A 14,518-nucleotide genomic window follows, 5' to 3' on the forward strand; every position below is an offset into this window, starting at 1 on the left:
AGAAATTTTCATATTTTCAGATTTTTTGACTTCAATATTCCCCGGTGTATCAAGAAGCTTGGTGCTGCTGAGCCCATTGCCCCCGAAGGCATGGCTTGGCATAAACGACCCTACGTCACAGAAGGGCCGTTCGAATGACCAATCCACTGATTATTTGCTGCGCTATTACCGGATCGTTGCCGACCAAGGCGAACAATCCCGCCGTGCCGATCAGCATAGCGGAACAGGTGGAAAGCACCCATGAGGCGTTTGAGGCCGGTGCCACCATCTGCCACGCCCATGTGCGCAACGCCGATGAAACACCCTCAAGCGATCCCGACAAGTTTGCGGCCCTCAAGGAAGGGCTGGAAAAACACTGTCCGGGGCTGATTATCCAGTTTTCCACCGGTGGCCGCTCTGGTGCCGGACAGGAACGCGGGGCGAGTTTGTCGTTGCGTCCTGATATGGCATCCCTGTCGGTGGGGTCGAACAATTTCCCCACCCGCGTCTATGAGAATCCACCTGATCTGGTGGACTGGCTGGCATCCGAGATGGTCACTTACGGGGTCAAGCCCGAGGTCGAGGCCTTTGATCTGTCACATATCCTGCAAGCGGTGAAAATGCACGGCGACGGGCGCATCAAGGACACGCCATATATCCAGTTTGTGATGGGTGTGAAAAACGCGATGCCTGCGGACAAGCATGTGTTCGACTATTACGTCGAAACCGTGAACCGTCTGCTGCCCGGCGCGCCGTGGTGTGCAGCGGGGATCGGAGCGCAACAGGCGGTGCTGAACGAATGGTCGATCGCGGCCGGTGGCCACGCGCGCACCGGATTGGAAGACAACGTGCGGCTGGACCGCGACACGCTGGCCGCGTCGAACGCGGCACTGGTGAAACGCACCGTCGAGATTGCGCAGAAACACAGCCGCCCCATTGCCACGCCCGCGCAGGCGCGTGCGCTTTTGGGCCTACGTTCTGCTTGACTAATACCACCCGCGTCGCGTTCATGCGCGCGATGGAATGTGAAAACCAACCCGAATGTGAAAACCGAAGGAATATAGAAAGATGATGAAAACCCGTGCCGCCGTTGCCGTCGAGGCAGGCAAACCGCTGGAAATTATGGACGTGAACCTGGAAGGCCCCCGCAAGGGCGAGGTTCTGATCGAGATCAAGGCAACAGGCCTGTGCCACACCGATGAGTTCACCCGTTCGGGCGACGATCCCGAAGGCATCTTTCCGGCCATTCTGGGCCACGAAGGTGCGGGCGTTGTTCTGGAAGTGGGTGAAGGCGTGACCACGCTGGAAGTGGGCGACCACGTCATTCCGCTCTACACCCCCGAGTGCCGCGAATGCGAATACTGCCTGTCGGGCAAGACCAACCTGTGTCAGGCGATCCGCATCACGCAGGGCCAGGGCCTGCTGCCGGATGGCACCACCCGTTTCTCGATGATGGATGGCACGCCGATCCACCATTACATGGGCTGCTCGACCTTTGCCAACCACACCGTGATCCCCGAGATTGCGCTGGCCAAGGTCCGCAAGGACGCGCCCTTTGACAAGATCTGCTACATCGGCTGCGGTGTGACCACAGGCATCGGTGCGGTGATCAACACGGCCAAGGTCGAGATAGGCGCACGCTGCGTGGTCTTTGGTCTGGGCGGCATCGGTCTGAACGTGATTCAGGGCCTGCGTCTGGCCGGAGCGGACCAGATTGTCGGCGTCGACCTGAACGATGACAAGGAAGAAACGGGCCGTTACTTCGGCATGACAGACTTTGTGAACCCGTCGAAGGTTGAAGGTGACATGGTTGCCCATCTGGTCGAGCTGACCAAGGGCGGCGCGGACTATACCTTTGACGCGACCGGCAACACCAAGGTCATGCGCACCGCGCTGGAGGCCGCGCACAAGGGCTGGGGCGAAAGCATCATCATCGGCGTGGCGCCTGCGGGGGCCGAAATCTCGACCCGTCCGTTCCAGCTGGTTACTGGCCGCGTCTGGAAAGGCACCGCCTTTGGCGGGGCCAAGGGGCGCACCGACGTGCCGAAAATCGTTGACTGGTACATGGACGGCAAGATCGAGATCGACCCGATGATCACCCACAAGCTGACGCTGGACGAGATCAACCACGGTTTCGAGCTGATGCATCAGGGCAAGTCGATCCGCGCGGTTGTCGAATTCTGATCTGATTTTACCCGCACAGTCATGCGGGTAAAAAACCAAGTTAAAACAGGCCGCTGTCTTATAAGGGCAGCGGCCTGTACCGTTTCGGGGCAGATCGATCGCAAGGCCGCATCTGGCAATTTTGATTTGGCAGCCTTAAGTATTCTGCTAATCTAAACCGAACAGTACAGTTCTGCGCGGACTGTGGCAGGATCAGGGAAACCAGGACATGAAACTGACAGTTGACGGAACCCCCCACTCGGTCGATGTCGAAGAGGACATGCCCCTGCTGTGGGTGCTGCGCGACGAGCTGGGCTATAAAGGCGTGAAATACGGCTGCGGAGTCGCACAATGCGGGGCCTGCACGGTGCATCTGGACGGGGTCGCGGTGCGGTCTTGTCAGACTTGGGCCGGTGACGCCGAGGGGGCCGAGATCACCACCATCGAAGGTCTGGGCACGCCCGACGCCCTGCACGCGGTGCAGGAGGCATGGATCGCCCATCAGGTCGCGCAATGCGGCTATTGCCAGTCGGGCCAGATGATGCAGGCCGCGTCCTTGCTGGCCGAAACACCCGCGCCGACGGATGACCAGATTGACACGGCCATGTCGGGCAACCTGTGCCGCTGCGGCACCTATCCCCGCATCCGTGCCGCGGTGAAAACCGCCGCCGCCAAGCTGAGCGAGGTTTAAGGCCATGGGACGCGCAGGAACAATCGCCCGCCGGACGTTCATGGTGGGATCGGTCGCCGTGATGAGCGGTGTGGCCTTCGGCTATTACATGTATCGCAAACCAGCCGCGAACCCGCTGCTGGACGACCTGAAAGAGGGCGCGGCGGCGCTGACGCCCTATGTGCTGATCAACGCGGATGGCATCACCCTGATCACCCCGCGCGCCGACAGCGGGCAGGGGGCCTATTCGGTGCAGGCGATGATGATCGCCGAGGAACTGGATGTGGGCATGGATCAGGTCAGTGTCAGCCCCGGCGTGCCCAGTCCGGCCTATTACAACACGGCACTGGCCGCCGAAAGCGCACCGTTCCGGCCCACAGACCGCTCGACCATGGCCAACACCACGCGTGGCGTCATGGATGCCGTGATGAAGTTCATGGGGATGCAGATGACCGGCGGGTCGACCACCGTGCCCGACGGCTATGAAAAGCTGCGCATGGCGGGGGCCGTTGCGCGTGAGACGCTGAAACTGGCCGCAGGCAAACGCACCGGTCAGGACCCCAAGCAGATGACGACCGAGCGCGCGCATGTGATCCTGCCCGACGGCACCCGCATCGCCTATACCGATCTGGCGGTCGAGGCGGCACAGATCGAACCGGCGGACCATCTGGCGCTGCGGCACCATTCGAAATGGCGCATCATGGGAACGCCCCAGCAGCGTCTGGACATCGTGGCGAAATCCACCGGCACGCTGCGCTATAGCATCGACTTTGAACCCGAGGGCGTGGTGCATGCCACCGTGCGCACCAATCCGCATAAGGGCGGGGTGATGAACGGCTATGACGCGACCAACGCCAAGGCGATGCGCGGCGTAAAGCAGGTGCTGCCGATCACTGGCGGCGTGGCCGTGGTGGCGGATAACACATGGCGCGCCTTTGCGGCGGCCGAGGCCATCGACATCGACTGGGGCGCGGCCCCCTATCCCGCCGAGATGGACGGCCACTGGCAGGCGCTGGCGGACAGTTTCAACGACGACCAACTGGACAGCCGCAAGCGCGACGATGGTGACGTGGACGCGGCGTTTGAGGGCACGACCGAGGTGGTCGAGGCGGAATATCGCGCGCCCTATCTGGCGCACGCTCCGCTGGAGCCCAGCAACGCCACCGTTCTGGTGGGCGACGACCGTGTCGATGTGTGGTCAGGCACGCAGGTGCCGCGTTTTGTTCAGGCCAATATCGCCAGGCTGACCGGCATCAACGTCGACAATATCCATGTGCATGTGCAGATGATGGGCGGCAGCTTTGGTCAACGGCTGGAGGATGACGTGGAGCGTCAGGCGACCGAGATCGCCATGCAGATGAAGGGCACGCCGGTCAAGCTGACATACCGGCGCGAAGAGGACATGACCCACGACCACCCCCGCCAGATCGCCATGGCGCGCGGGCGCGGTGTGGTCAGGGACGGCAAGGTGCACGGCTTTGATCTGGGCATTGCCATGCCCTCGGTGATGTCCAGCCAGATGGGCCGTCAGGGCTGGACCGTGCCGGGACCGGACCTGCAAATCGTGGCGGGGGCGTGGGAGCAACCGCTGAGCATACCCAACTACCGCGTATCGGGCTACCGCGCGCCGGAACTGGCACCGATCAGCTCTTGGCGGTCGGTGGGGGCGTCGACCAACGGGTTTTTCCACGATGTGTTTCTGGACGAGCTGATCCACGCCGCAGGCGCCGACCCGATGGAGGAACGGCTGCGCCTGATGTGGCACAAACCGTCGCGTCAGGTGCTGGAGGCCGTGGCCGAGATGTCGGATTGGGCCACCAAACCCGGCGCGGGGCGTGGGCGCGGGGTGGCGTTTTGCACCTCTTTCGGTGTGCCGGTGGCCGAGGTGATCGACGTGACCGCAACGCCCGAGGGCATCCGCATCGACAACGTCTGGGTCGCCGCCGAAGTGGGACGGGTGATTGATCCGGTAAACTTTGAAAACCTTGTTCAGGGCGGCGTGATCTTTGCGCTGGGCCACGCGATCAACTGCGAAATCACCTATGCCGATGGCATGGCCGAGCAGGACAATTTCTATGCCTTTGAAGGGCTGCGGATGCGTCAGGCGCCGGTGATCGAGGTGCGCGGGCTGGAGAACGACATTCATGTGCGCGGCATGGGTGAACCGATGGTCCCACCGGCCGCCGCCGCGCTGTCGAATGCCATCTTTGCCGCCACGGGGCAGCGCATTCGGGAAATGCCGATGAACCGACATATTGATTTCGTGTAGTCGCGACACAGGGCAGCGCCCGCCCGTCACCCCAAAATGTTCTGATTGTACTATGCGCACCTTGGTTTCAGCCCTTGGCGGCTAATGGTGCCCAAAGAAAGATGTGAATGAGACAAGACCTGCGCCGCAAGGCCATCGAGATTTGCGACCGCAAGATCGCCCAAAAGGGCGCAGGCGTCGGCCTGTCGTTCTATGCGTTCTTTGCCAACAAGAACGACGATCCAGAGCTGCTGATGGAGGCCGCCACATGGTGGATCGAGATGCACCAGCTGGATCATTTTGAAAAGGCGGTCAAAATACGCGAGATGCTGCACGCAGGACGCTAACTGCCCCGCGCGCAGGGGGCTGAACCTAGACGCTGACGATATCCGTGACCGTTTCGCGGAAATAATCCACCTTGCCATGCGCCTCGTGCGAGATGATCTGGGTCACGCTTGTCACATCACACTGGCGCACCCCGTAATAGAAACGCTGGTGAAACCGCGTCAGGTGCCAGCCCTCGCCAAGGGCAAAGGTGTCGAGGCCAAGCGCGGTGGTGCCCTTGGGAAACACCTCTTGACCCAAGCGTCCAAGCACCTGGATCAATCCGTCCAGGGAGCCGGCAACCTGCCAGCTGGTGTCGGCTTCGTCCCTGAAGTGGTCAATGCGAAAATCAATGTCGTCGGCCACATGGCCCAGCATCGACGCATCCCCTTGGGTGAACTTGTGCAAAAGCTGTCCAATGGCGGTGTCGGTCGCAGGGGTAAGCAAAGCGGTCATATCTACATCCTTTTGTTTGCGGTGGACGAGAGATGGCACAGGGGATATCTATCAGCAATTGCGATACAATCTATTCCATACATAGGAAAAAGCTATGCTAGAGCTGACCCCCTTGCGATATTTCCTCAGCGCCTATGAAACCGGCACGTTCAGTCAGGCCGCGCGGGTCAATGATGTCAGCCAGCCCACCGTGTCCGCGGCCATTCAAAAGCTGGAAACCCATTTTGGAGCGCCTCTGTTCCAGCGCGCCAAGGCCGGTCTGACCCCCACACCCCTGGGCGATCAGCTGTATCGCGATGCGGCGGCCAGCGTTGCGCAGTTATCTGCGCTAGAGGGCCGTATCCGGCAACGCCCGCGGCACAGTGTACGGGTGTATTGCTTTCCCGATGTGCTGCTGGGGTCATTTGCGCCGATCATGCAAAGTGTCGCCCGCAAGTCAGCCGATCTGGAGTTTGCGTTTACTGCGAGCCCCGACGACAGTGATCTTTCTTATACCGCGCAAACCTGTGTGCCCAAGGGGCACGGCTTTGTCCCGATCCTGACGGAAACCTATGGTGTGGCGATGGGGCGGTCGCATCCGCTGGCGGCGCGGGACGTTCTTGGGATTGAGGATCTGATGGATCATCCCGTCATCCACCGCCCCTATTGCCCGAATGCAGACCGGTTTGACCTGTTTGCTCCCGACCACCCGCTGCCGAGCGCGCAGGCGGTGCATGACCAGCAGGTGCTGGATCTGGTGGCGGCAGGGCTCGGGATTGCCTTTGTTCCGATGTCCCATGGCACGGCCCATTCCGGCGTCGTGGTGCGACAGGTGCAGGGGCAGGAGATCGGGCAGCGGACCATCGGAATATCGCATCGCAAGACCGTGTTTGCGGCCGATCTGGCGGCACAGCTCGCTGGTACGGTGACGCGATAGCAAAGCGTCACCACCCCAACGCTTCGGGGTGGTGACTGCGATATTGCGGTTACTTGTCGATCTGCGACAGCAGGTCGGGGTTCACCACCAGGTTGCGAACACCGTGGGCGTGGTCTTCTTCAAACTCGTTGTGTTGCAGCCACTTGTCGACAGTGTTGATGTCGACGCGGGCAACCTTGGGGTGGACGCTCCAGGTAACCTCGAAAGGCGAGCCTTTTTCGTTATAGCCGGGGCCGGTTGTCGATCCGTCATAGACGACCGGCGTGCCGGTGTCAGTGGGGATGTTCGGTGCCTGATAAAGACCGTTCACAACCTCGACGTCGGCCAGTTTGGTGAAATCCAGCGCATTCGGGTCGTTCACCAGAACAAAAACCTGTGCCTCGACACGCAGTTGCGGGTTGTTGATTGCATCAGACAGGCAGGTGCCAAGGGTCGGTCCGGGCTTGGCCTGTGCGGTGGAATAAACAAAGTGCGCTTCGATGGTGTCGCCGGGTTTCAGGTCGCCGTGCTCGGTCTTGCCGATGGGGTGGTCGACGGGTTTCAATTCGGCGTCGGTCAGCTTGCCGTCGTATTGAAAGCCGGTGTCGTATCCGTGGCCATCACCATTGCCCGCGTATTTGGTGAACTCGCCACCGCGGTGCTCGGCGTTTTCGTGAAAGTGAATGTCGCACAGGTTCATCTGGGTGTAGGCCGGCGCCGTGGAAAAGGCGCGGTGGTTGTTGCCGTTGGGATCGTCAATGTCGCGTGGCGACTGCGGGCCAAATCCTGCGTCCTTTGTGCTCTCTGCCAGTGCCGCGCGCTGTTTGGCGATCACCGCGCCAGAAACCGGTTCGTGCTGCATGGTCGCAGCCATGGCAATACTGTTCAAAGCCAGCAGCGATGCAGATGCAACGGCCAACACCGAGATAGATTTTTTCGTCATTGTGTCTTTCCCAAACTTGGTATGCTGATGCATTGATAACGTTAGGTTTTCTGGAGGTATGGCCCCGAAACCAATGCATCTGGCACAAAACAGCGCCTTGTTTTGGGAAATGTAAAATCACGGTGGTGTGTGCGGGGCAATTCCACTTATGCCATTGAAAGAAATTGATAACTTAGGAAATTTCGAGGATGGGTAATAATATTACGTGATAATTTCGTGAACACGACTCGTACCGATTGCGTTACGAGGAAACCCGAAGGGGGCTCGGGCCGGCACTGCCTCCGGCTTTGTGCATTGCCGCTTGACGCCCGTCTGTGGGCGCGCCCCTATGGGCGGATGGATCTGTTACACAATTCCCCGCGCCGCAACGTTGAAATATTGCCAGAGGTGCCCGCGCCTTCGATTGATGCGGCCCGCGCAGCACTTTTGGTGGCGCAATGTCCGGTGGCTGCCACGACTCCGCTTGTGGACGCACCGGTGCTTGCCGCACAGGCAGGCGTTGGCCAGCTGCATATCAAGGACGAGCGGAACCGCATGGGTCTGGGAAGCTTCAAGGCGCTGGGGGCGGCTTATGTCATTGCTTGCGATGCAAGCGACGGGGTGGCCAAGGGGTGCACATATGTGACCGCCAGCGCGGGCAACCACGGGATGAGCGTGGCCGCCGGTGCTGCCGCCTTTGGGGCGCGGGCGGTGGTCTATATAGCTGAAACCGTGCCCGAAGCCTTTGCCGCGCGGTTGCGTGACATCGGGGCCGAGGTGCGCCGCGAAGGCGCGATTTACGAGGACAGCATGGCCGCCGCGATGGCCGCCGCCGAGACGGAGGGGTTTGCCCTGTTGTCCGACAGTTCGTGGCAGGGATACTACGACCGCCCGCACCGGCTGATGGAAGGCTATCTTGTGCTGATGGACGAGGCGATCCGCCAGATGCCCCAGCCGCCGACCCATCTGTTCTTGCAGGCAGGTGTGGGCGGATTGGCCGGCGCCTGTGCGGCGCTGGCGCGCAAGGCTTGGGGGAATGCGGTGCAGATCATCGTGGTCGAACCTGATGCCGCGCCTGCGCTTTACGGCTCGGTTGCCGCAGGCAGGGCCGTGACCAGCACAGGGCCGGTGTCCGCGATGGGGCGGCTGGATTGTAAAGCGCCGTCGTTGATTGCACTGAAAGGACTGGCGCGGGATGCGGATATATTCGCGCTGATCTCGGAAGAGGAAGGCGCGGCTGGCGCGGCAGCCTGCGACACCATTGGTCTGCCTTCGACACCGTCAGGCGCGGCGGGCGTTGCCGGTTTGCTGGCCTGCGCACAGGCGCTTGGGGTGGGCGGCGACGCCCGCGTGCTGTGTATCCTCAGCGAAGGACAAGGCTGAGCGATGGCGGATTTCGCCCCCGAAGAATACCGCGCACGCCTGCACCGTGCCCAGGCCATGATGGCACGCGAAGGGCTGGCGGCGCTGCTGCTGACCACCGAACCCGAGGTGCGGTATTTTACCGGCTTTCTCACCCGCTTTTGGGAAAGCCCCGCGCGCCCGTGGTTTCTGATTGTTCCGGCCAGCGGTGATCCGGTGGCGGTGATTCCGTCCATCGGGGCGCATCTGATGGGGCAAAGCTGGATCAGCGACATCCGCACATGGCGCAGCCCGCAGCCTGGCGATGATGGCATCAGTCTGCTGCGTGATGCCCTGGCCGAGGTTGGCGGCCCCATCGGTGTGCCCAGCGGGCCCGAGACGCATTTGCGGATGCCTCTGGACACATGGGCGGCGCTGCAATCCGCTGTTCGTTTCCGCGACGATGCCGGCATCATGCGCCGCCTGCGCCTGATTAAATCCGACGCCGAAATCGACCGCATCGCCACCATCTGCCAGATCGCCAACGCCGCATTCGACCGCGTGCCCGAAGTGATCGGCGCCGGCCTGCCGCTGTCCGAGGTGTTCCGCCGCTTCCAGATCCTGCTGCTGACCGAGGGGGCCGATTGGGTGCCCTATCTGGCTGGGGCAGCGGGGCAGGGCGGCTATGGTGACGTGATCTCGCCCGCGACGGATGCGCCGTTGATGGATGGCGATGTGCTGATGTTGGACACAGGCGCGGTCAGGGCCGGGTATTTCTGTGACTTTGACCGCAACTTTGCGGTGGGGAACGTGGATCAGGCCGCCCGTGACGCCAACGCACGGCTGATCGAGGCGACCGAAGCAGGGTTCGAGGCCGCACAGGCCGGGGCCACTGCGGCGGATCTGTTTCACGCGATGGACCGCGTGGTGACGGGCGGAGCAGGTGGCTCGGACGCGGGGCGGCTGGGACATGGTCTGGGGATGCAGTTGACCGAATGGCCGTCGCTGATTGCCGCCGATCACACGGTGTTGGAGCCGGGCATGGTGCTGACGCTGGAGCCGGGGATCGCGCTGGCGCCGGGGCGGATACTGGTGCACGAGGAAAACATCGTGATCACCGCGGACGGCCCGCAATGGCTGAGCATTCCCAGCGACGAACATATGGTTCAGCTGTGACCACATACCCCTATGACAGCGTCGACGTGGGGCCGTCGCTGGGGCTGGTGGTGTTGCAGGTGGACGAGACCATCGAGGGCGACATGCGCCGCCTGTTGGGCGATGCGCAACTCTATGTCAGCCGCGTGCCCAGCGATGCGCGGGTCACACGCGAGACATTGGCCGAGATGGCCGCACATCTGGGCAGGGCTGCGTCATTGCTGCCCCCTGCGGCTGAACTGGCGGCGGTGGCTTATGGATGTACGTCGGGGGCCGCCCAGATCGGCCCCGAGCAGGTCGCGCGGCTGGTCAGGCAGGGCAGACAGGTGGCGGCGGTGACGGATCCGGTGTCGGCGCTGGTTGCGGCCTGCGGGCATCTGGGACTGCGGCGGCTGGCTTTGTTGTCGCCCTATGTCGAGACGGTGTCGGACCACCTGCGCAGTGTTCTGGACGCGCAGGGCATTGAAACACCCGTTTTCGGCACCTTCGCCGAGGCGGAAGAGGCCAGGGTTGTGCGCATCGCGCCCGATGCGATCATCGAGGCGGCGGTGGATCTGTGTAGGACGGCGGATGTAGACGGGCTGTTCCTGTCCTGTACCAATCTGCGCACCTTGCCGGTGATCGACAGGTTAGAGGGCCAGCTTGGCCTGCCGGTGCTGTCGTCAAATCTGGTGCTGGGCTGGCATATGGCGCAATTGGCCGGGATGCCGGTGGCGGGACCAGGGCGTTTGCTGGCCACGGTCTGACCCTGCGTCACAGCACCGCGTGTTGGCCGCTTGGGGGCTGGAACTTGGCCGCGTCACGCGCAAGGATCGCGCCAACACGGAGCGGAGGAGGCCCCATGCTGAAAATCACCCCATCCATGCCCGAGAACCCGCCGCAGGAAACCGTTGTTGCAGCGGTGCGCCGCGTGGCGCAGGTTCATCCCGACCGCGATGCAGTGGTCTGCGACGGCACGCGGCTAAGCTGGGCCGCTTTCGACAGGTCCATCAACCAAGCGGCCAACATGCTGATCGCGCGCGGTGTGACTCGCGGCGACCGCGTGGCGGTGCTGTCTCCGAACTCGGCGGCCTATGCGGTGCTGTTCATGGGCATCCTGCGGGCCGGCGGATGTGTGGTGCCGCTGTCGACAATGGCCTCAACCGAAGCGCTGGAAAAGATGGTGCAGGACTGTGGTGCGCGGGTGATCTGTCTGGCTCAGACCTACCGCGAACTGGTGCCCTTTGTTGATGCGATGGAGATCACACGCATCGCGCTGGATTTTGATGCCGAGGGGTTCGAAAGCTATCCGGCGGCGATGGAGGCGGCTGATACCACCGACCCGATGGTGCCGGTTGCCATGGAGGACGGCTTCAACCTGATCTATTCCTCGGGCACCACGGGCACGCCCAAGGGGATCCTTCACACCCATTTCCTGCGGGCCGCCCAGATGGACCGCGTGACCGCCAATGGCTATGACGATGCCGCACGCACGCTGATTTCCACGCCGCTCTATTCCAACACCACCATCGTGGCCTTTCTGCCGACGCTTGTGGGCGGATCGACCGTGATCCTGATGTCGAAATTCGACGCGCAGGGCTGGCTGGCGCTGGCCGATGCCGATGCCGAGGCCGCCACGCATACGATGCTGGTGCCGGTGCAATACAAACGCATCGTCGAACTGCCTGTCTTCGCCGACTATAACCTCAGCGCGCTGCGGCTAAAGCTGTCCACCTCGGCGCCGCTGCGCGCGGATGTGAAACAGAAGGTTCTGGCGCAGATGCCGGGCAAGCTGGTGGAATATTACGGGCTGACCGAAGGCGGCGGGGTGACCGTGCTGATCGCGGACGAGAACCCGACCAAGCTGCACACCGTGGGCATGCCTGCGCCGGGCTGTGACATCCGCCTGATCGGGCCGGACGGTGGGGAAGTGGCCCCTGGCGAAGTGGGCGAGATTTGCGGACGCTCGCCGACGATGATGGCGGGGTATTACGGTCGCGATGATCTGACCGAAGAGACCCTGTGGCGCAATGCAGATGGCGAGGTCTACTTTCGCTCGGGCGACATGGGGTCCTTTGACGATGACGGCTTTCTGGTGCTGTCGGATCGCAAGAAGGACATGATCATCTCGGGCGGTCTGAACATCTATGCCAACGATCTGGAACTGATCCTGCTGGCCGATCCAGAGGTGACCGACGCCGCCGTGATCGGCGTGCCCTCCGAGCAATGGGGCGAGACGCCGCTGGGTCTGGTGGTGCTGCGCGAGGGGGCCGAGGCCACGGGTGACGACATCCGCGCGCGGGCGAACGAGAAGCTGGGCAAGAGCCACCGGCTGAGCGCGGTCGAAGTGCGCGACGTGCTGCCGCGCAGTTCGATAGGGAAGATTTTGAAAAAGGATTTGCGGGCGGCGTATTGGCCGTAAGCTTGCCACAAAGGGCAGCGCCTGACCGCGGGTGGGCATCACAACATTGGTGGATGCCACTTAATTTCTATGCTTTGGCGTGAGGCTAATGAATCGCAAGACGGTGAGAAAGCGCCCGCCCGTCGCACCAAAGGTGCGCCGATTGTTTTAGGCACGCCTCCGGCGTGACGGGCGGTCGGGCGCTGCCTCTCACACATTGCAAAGCAATGTGTGAGAGGCCGGCGGTGCTACGCACCTTGATTCCGGGCTTTGGTGCGCAGAGCAGGCGTTACGCCAACCCGCCCACCTTCTTCAACTCTGCCACCACAGCATCCACCCCTTCGCGCTGGCGCAGCGCGGTGAACAGGAACGGCCGGCCCGCCCGCATCCGCGCAGCGTCGCGTTCCATCACGTCCAGCGAGGCCCCCACATAGGGCGCAAGGTCGGTCTTGTTGATGATCAGGATGTCGGATTTGGTGATCGCAGGCCCGCCCTTGCGCGGGATTTCCTCGCCCGCTGCGACGTCGATCACATAGAGCGTCACATCCGCAAGTTCGGGGCTGAAGGTCGCCGACAGGTTGTCGCCGCCGCTTTCGATCAGCAGCACTTCGATCTCGGGGTGGCGTTTCACCATCTGGTCAACTGCGGCCAGGTTGATCGACGCGTCCTCGCGGATCGCGGTGTGCGGGCAGCCGCCGGTCTCGACCCCGATGATCCGGTCCTGCGGCAGCACCTGCATCCGCATCAGCGCCTCGGCGTCTTCCTGCGTGTAAATGTCATTGGTGATCACGCCGACCGAATGGCTGTCGCGCAGGGCCTCGCAGAGGGCGGCGGTCAGCGTGGTCTTGCCAGCGCCCACGGGGCCGCCGATGCCAACGCGCAAAGGGCCGTTCATCTGGGTCATGTGCGGAAAATCCTTGAATATTGTGTTTCGTGTTTCATCGACGCGATGTCGGTGGCAAAGGCCGTGGCGGTCAGATCGTCCAGGCTGGCGGCACAGGCGCGGGTGGCGATCTCCTGTGCGGCGGGTGTCAGGGCGCGGATGATGGCCTGTCCGTCGCTTTGACCCAAGGGCACAAGCCGCATGGCCGCACCCGCCAGACTGCTGGTCAGACCGTGCAGGTACATCTTGGCCGTCAGTTCCAGTGGCAGGCCCGCGTTCCGCGCCGCTTCGCCCACGGCGACGGGATAGGTGCGCGGCGTGGCGGTGGTGCCGTTCAGGTTGGCCACGGCGGCGGCAAAGGCTGCCCCTTGCAGGTCGGTCTCGCGCAGCCGTTCCGCCGAGGCGGCAAAGGCCCGCGCTGTCGCGTCCACCGCACCCGCATCATCGGCGCGATAGGCGGCGGCGATAAACAGGCAATCGTTCCAGCCCGCACCATGCCGCAGCACCGTGTCGATCCAGTCCTGGGTCTGTGCTGCATCCGTCACATCGCCCGCCTGCACGGCCCATTCCAGCCCGTGCGAATAGGCGAATGCCCCCACCGGAAAGGACGGCGAGAACCATTGCGCCAGCGTCAGAACCGCCGCGTCAATGGGCATGGCTGTGGGTGCGTCCGTGTCCGTAAGCCCCGCCTTCGGGGATGAAGGGTTCGTTCACTTCGCGCACCACCGCGCCGATCTTAGCCAGCATGTCGCGGATCACATGGTCGGGCTGGATCAGCAGGCGGCGGTCCTCGATCTGGCAGGGGGTGTGGCGGTTGCCGATGTGCCACGCGATGCGCGTCAGGTCGTCCGCCCTGATCTCAAGCAGGTCCTGGGCGGCGGCCTGCACCAGCACCTCGCGCCCGTCGGCCAGCACCAGCACGCCGCCGTGGTCCAGCGATGTGGTCTGCGGCAGGTCGATCAGGATCGGCTGGCCGTCGTCGGTTTCCAGCATCTTGCGGCGCAAAAAGCGGGTGTCGTAATCCAGCGTGATCTGCGCGAAGGGCGTCGTGTGGCTGTGGTCGTGATAGGTGCGGGCGGTCAGGGTGTGCATGGTCGGGCCT

At 62.8% G+C, this 14,518-nt stretch carries 15 protein-coding genes; 10 read left to right on the plus strand and 5 right to left on the minus strand.

Annotated elements, in window-relative coordinates:
* Positions 1-134 precede the first annotated feature (134 nt).
* From DSM107133_RS04800 to DSM107133_RS04820, 5 genes are all read left to right on the plus strand, one after another.
* Positions 135-965 (plus strand): 3-keto-5-aminohexanoate cleavage protein, encoded by an 831-nt coding sequence (locus DSM107133_RS04800; protein WP_114293260.1) that lies wholly within the window; start codon positions 135-137, stop codon positions 963-965.
* A gap of 85 nt (positions 966-1,050) precedes the next feature.
* Positions 1,051-2,163 carry an S-(hydroxymethyl)glutathione dehydrogenase/class III alcohol dehydrogenase gene (locus tag DSM107133_RS04805; protein WP_114293352.1) on the plus strand — a complete coding sequence of 371 codons (1,113 nt, stop codon included), beginning with the start codon at positions 1,051-1,053 and terminating at the stop codon, positions 2,161-2,163.
* 208 nt (positions 2,164-2,371) lie between these two features.
* Positions 2,372-2,833, plus strand: a complete 462-nt coding sequence (locus tag DSM107133_RS04810) for a (2Fe-2S)-binding protein (protein WP_114293259.1) — start codon at positions 2,372-2,374, stop codon at positions 2,831-2,833.
* A gap of 4 nt (positions 2,834-2,837) precedes the next feature.
* The gene (locus DSM107133_RS04815; RefSeq protein WP_114293258.1) at positions 2,838-5,081 is read left to right on the plus strand and encodes a molybdopterin cofactor-binding domain-containing protein; all 2,244 of its coding nucleotides are present in this window, start codon (positions 2,838-2,840) and stop codon (positions 5,079-5,081) included.
* A 107-nt stretch (positions 5,082-5,188) separates the two neighbouring features.
* On the plus strand, positions 5,189-5,407 hold the full coding sequence (locus DSM107133_RS04820) for a DUF6500 family protein (RefSeq protein WP_114293257.1): 219 nt from the start codon (positions 5,189-5,191) through the stop codon (positions 5,405-5,407).
* A 25-nt stretch (positions 5,408-5,432) separates the two neighbouring features.
* Here DSM107133_RS04820 and DSM107133_RS04825 read toward each other — a convergent pair whose 3' ends face one another.
* Positions 5,433-5,840: a hypothetical protein gene (locus DSM107133_RS04825; protein ID WP_114293256.1), complete on the minus strand. Its 408-nt coding sequence runs from the start codon at positions 5,838-5,840 to the stop codon at positions 5,433-5,435.
* 94 nt (positions 5,841-5,934) lie between these two features.
* Between DSM107133_RS04825 and DSM107133_RS04830 the strand changes: the two genes are divergently transcribed.
* Positions 5,935-6,756: a LysR family transcriptional regulator gene (locus DSM107133_RS04830; protein WP_114293255.1), complete on the plus strand. Its 822-nt coding sequence runs from the start codon at positions 5,935-5,937 to the stop codon at positions 6,754-6,756.
* A 49-nt stretch (positions 6,757-6,805) separates the two neighbouring features.
* On the opposite strand, the gene DSM107133_RS04835 is transcribed toward DSM107133_RS04830, so the two are convergent.
* Positions 6,806-7,678 (minus strand): delta-class carbonic anhydrase, encoded by an 873-nt coding sequence (locus tag DSM107133_RS04835; protein WP_114293351.1) that lies wholly within the window; start codon positions 7,676-7,678, stop codon positions 6,806-6,808.
* Positions 7,679-8,014: 336 nt separating this feature from the next.
* Between DSM107133_RS04835 and DSM107133_RS04840 the strand changes: the two genes are divergently transcribed.
* The 4 genes from DSM107133_RS04840 (at position 8,015) to DSM107133_RS04855 (ending at position 12,554) form a co-directional block, all read left to right on the plus strand.
* The gene (locus tag DSM107133_RS04840) at positions 8,015-9,040 is read left to right on the plus strand and encodes a pyridoxal-phosphate dependent enzyme (protein ID WP_114293350.1); all 1,026 of its coding nucleotides are present in this window, start codon (positions 8,015-8,017) and stop codon (positions 9,038-9,040) included.
* A 3-nt stretch (positions 9,041-9,043) separates the two neighbouring features.
* Positions 9,044-10,174 (plus strand): Xaa-Pro peptidase family protein, encoded by a 1,131-nt coding sequence (locus DSM107133_RS04845; RefSeq protein ID WP_114293254.1) that lies wholly within the window; start codon positions 9,044-9,046, stop codon positions 10,172-10,174.
* A complete protein-coding gene (locus DSM107133_RS04850) occupies positions 10,171-10,899 on the plus strand; it encodes an Asp/Glu racemase (protein ID WP_114293253.1) in 729 nt (242 codons plus the stop codon). Before DSM107133_RS04845 ends, DSM107133_RS04850 begins: the two co-directional genes overlap by 4 nt.
* Before the next feature lie 95 nt (positions 10,900-10,994).
* Positions 10,995-12,554: a class I adenylate-forming enzyme family protein gene (locus DSM107133_RS04855; protein WP_114293252.1), complete on the plus strand. Its 1,560-nt coding sequence runs from the start codon at positions 10,995-10,997 to the stop codon at positions 12,552-12,554.
* Positions 12,555-12,822: 268 nt separating this feature from the next.
* On the opposite strand, the gene ureG is transcribed toward DSM107133_RS04855, so the two are convergent.
* Genes ureG through DSM107133_RS04870 form a run of 3 tightly spaced genes read right to left on the minus strand, consistent with a single transcriptional unit; the run spans position 12,823 to position 14,508 of the window.
* On the minus strand, positions 12,823-13,437 hold the full coding sequence (gene ureG / locus DSM107133_RS04860; protein WP_114293251.1) for an urease accessory protein UreG: 615 nt from the start codon (positions 13,435-13,437) through the stop codon (positions 12,823-12,825).
* Positions 13,434-14,072, minus strand: a complete 639-nt coding sequence (locus DSM107133_RS04865) for an urease accessory UreF family protein (RefSeq protein ID WP_114293250.1) — start codon at positions 14,070-14,072, stop codon at positions 13,434-13,436. Before DSM107133_RS04865 ends, ureG begins: the two co-directional genes overlap by 4 nt.
* A complete protein-coding gene (locus DSM107133_RS04870) occupies positions 14,062-14,508 on the minus strand; it encodes an urease accessory protein UreE (protein ID WP_114293249.1) in 447 nt (148 codons plus the stop codon). The genes DSM107133_RS04865 and DSM107133_RS04870 overlap by 11 nt, the downstream gene beginning before the upstream one ends.
* Positions 14,509-14,518 lie beyond the last annotated feature (10 nt).

Origin of the sequence: Pseudosulfitobacter sp. DSM 107133, assembly GCF_022788695.1 — a bacterium.
Lineage (GTDB): Bacteria > Pseudomonadota > Alphaproteobacteria > Rhodobacterales > Rhodobacteraceae > Pseudosulfitobacter.

What these genes read in the sequence shown, in the direction of transcription:
- DSM107133_RS04800 (WP_114293260.1), top strand. Translation starts at nt 135, where the DNA reads ATGACCAATCCACTGATTATTTGCTGCGCTATTACCGGATCGTTGCCG.
- DSM107133_RS04805 (WP_114293352.1), top strand. Translation starts at nt 1,051, where the DNA reads ATGAAAACCCGTGCCGCCGTTGCCGTCGAGGCAGGCAAACCGCTGGAA.
- DSM107133_RS04810 (WP_114293259.1), top strand. Translation starts at nt 2,372, where the DNA reads ATGAAACTGACAGTTGACGGAACCCCCCACTCGGTCGATGTCGAAGAG.
- DSM107133_RS04815 (WP_114293258.1), top strand. Translation starts at nt 2,838, where the DNA reads ATGGGACGCGCAGGAACAATCGCCCGCCGGACGTTCATGGTGGGATCG.
- DSM107133_RS04820 (WP_114293257.1), top strand. Translation starts at nt 5,189, where the DNA reads ATGAGACAAGACCTGCGCCGCAAGGCCATCGAGATTTGCGACCGCAAG.
- DSM107133_RS04825 (WP_114293256.1), bottom strand. Translation starts at nt 5,840, where the DNA reads ATGACCGCTTTGCTTACCCCTGCGACCGACACCGCCATTGGACAGCTT.
- DSM107133_RS04830 (WP_114293255.1), top strand. Translation starts at nt 5,935, where the DNA reads ATGCTAGAGCTGACCCCCTTGCGATATTTCCTCAGCGCCTATGAAACC.
- DSM107133_RS04835 (WP_114293351.1), bottom strand. Translation starts at nt 7,678, where the DNA reads ATGACGAAAAAATCTATCTCGGTGTTGGCCGTTGCATCTGCATCGCTG.
- DSM107133_RS04840 (WP_114293350.1), top strand. Translation starts at nt 8,015, where the DNA reads ATGGATCTGTTACACAATTCCCCGCGCCGCAACGTTGAAATATTGCCA.
- DSM107133_RS04845 (WP_114293254.1), top strand. Translation starts at nt 9,044, where the DNA reads ATGGCGGATTTCGCCCCCGAAGAATACCGCGCACGCCTGCACCGTGCC.
- DSM107133_RS04855 (WP_114293252.1), top strand. Translation starts at nt 10,995, where the DNA reads ATGCTGAAAATCACCCCATCCATGCCCGAGAACCCGCCGCAGGAAACC.
- ureG (WP_114293251.1), bottom strand. Translation starts at nt 13,437, where the DNA reads ATGACCCAGATGAACGGCCCTTTGCGCGTTGGCATCGGCGGCCCCGTG.
- DSM107133_RS04865 (WP_114293250.1), bottom strand. Translation starts at nt 14,072, where the DNA reads ATGCCCATTGACGCGGCGGTTCTGACGCTGGCGCAATGGTTCTCGCCG.
- DSM107133_RS04870 (WP_114293249.1), bottom strand. Translation starts at nt 14,508, where the DNA reads ATGCACACCCTGACCGCCCGCACCTATCACGACCACAGCCACACGACG.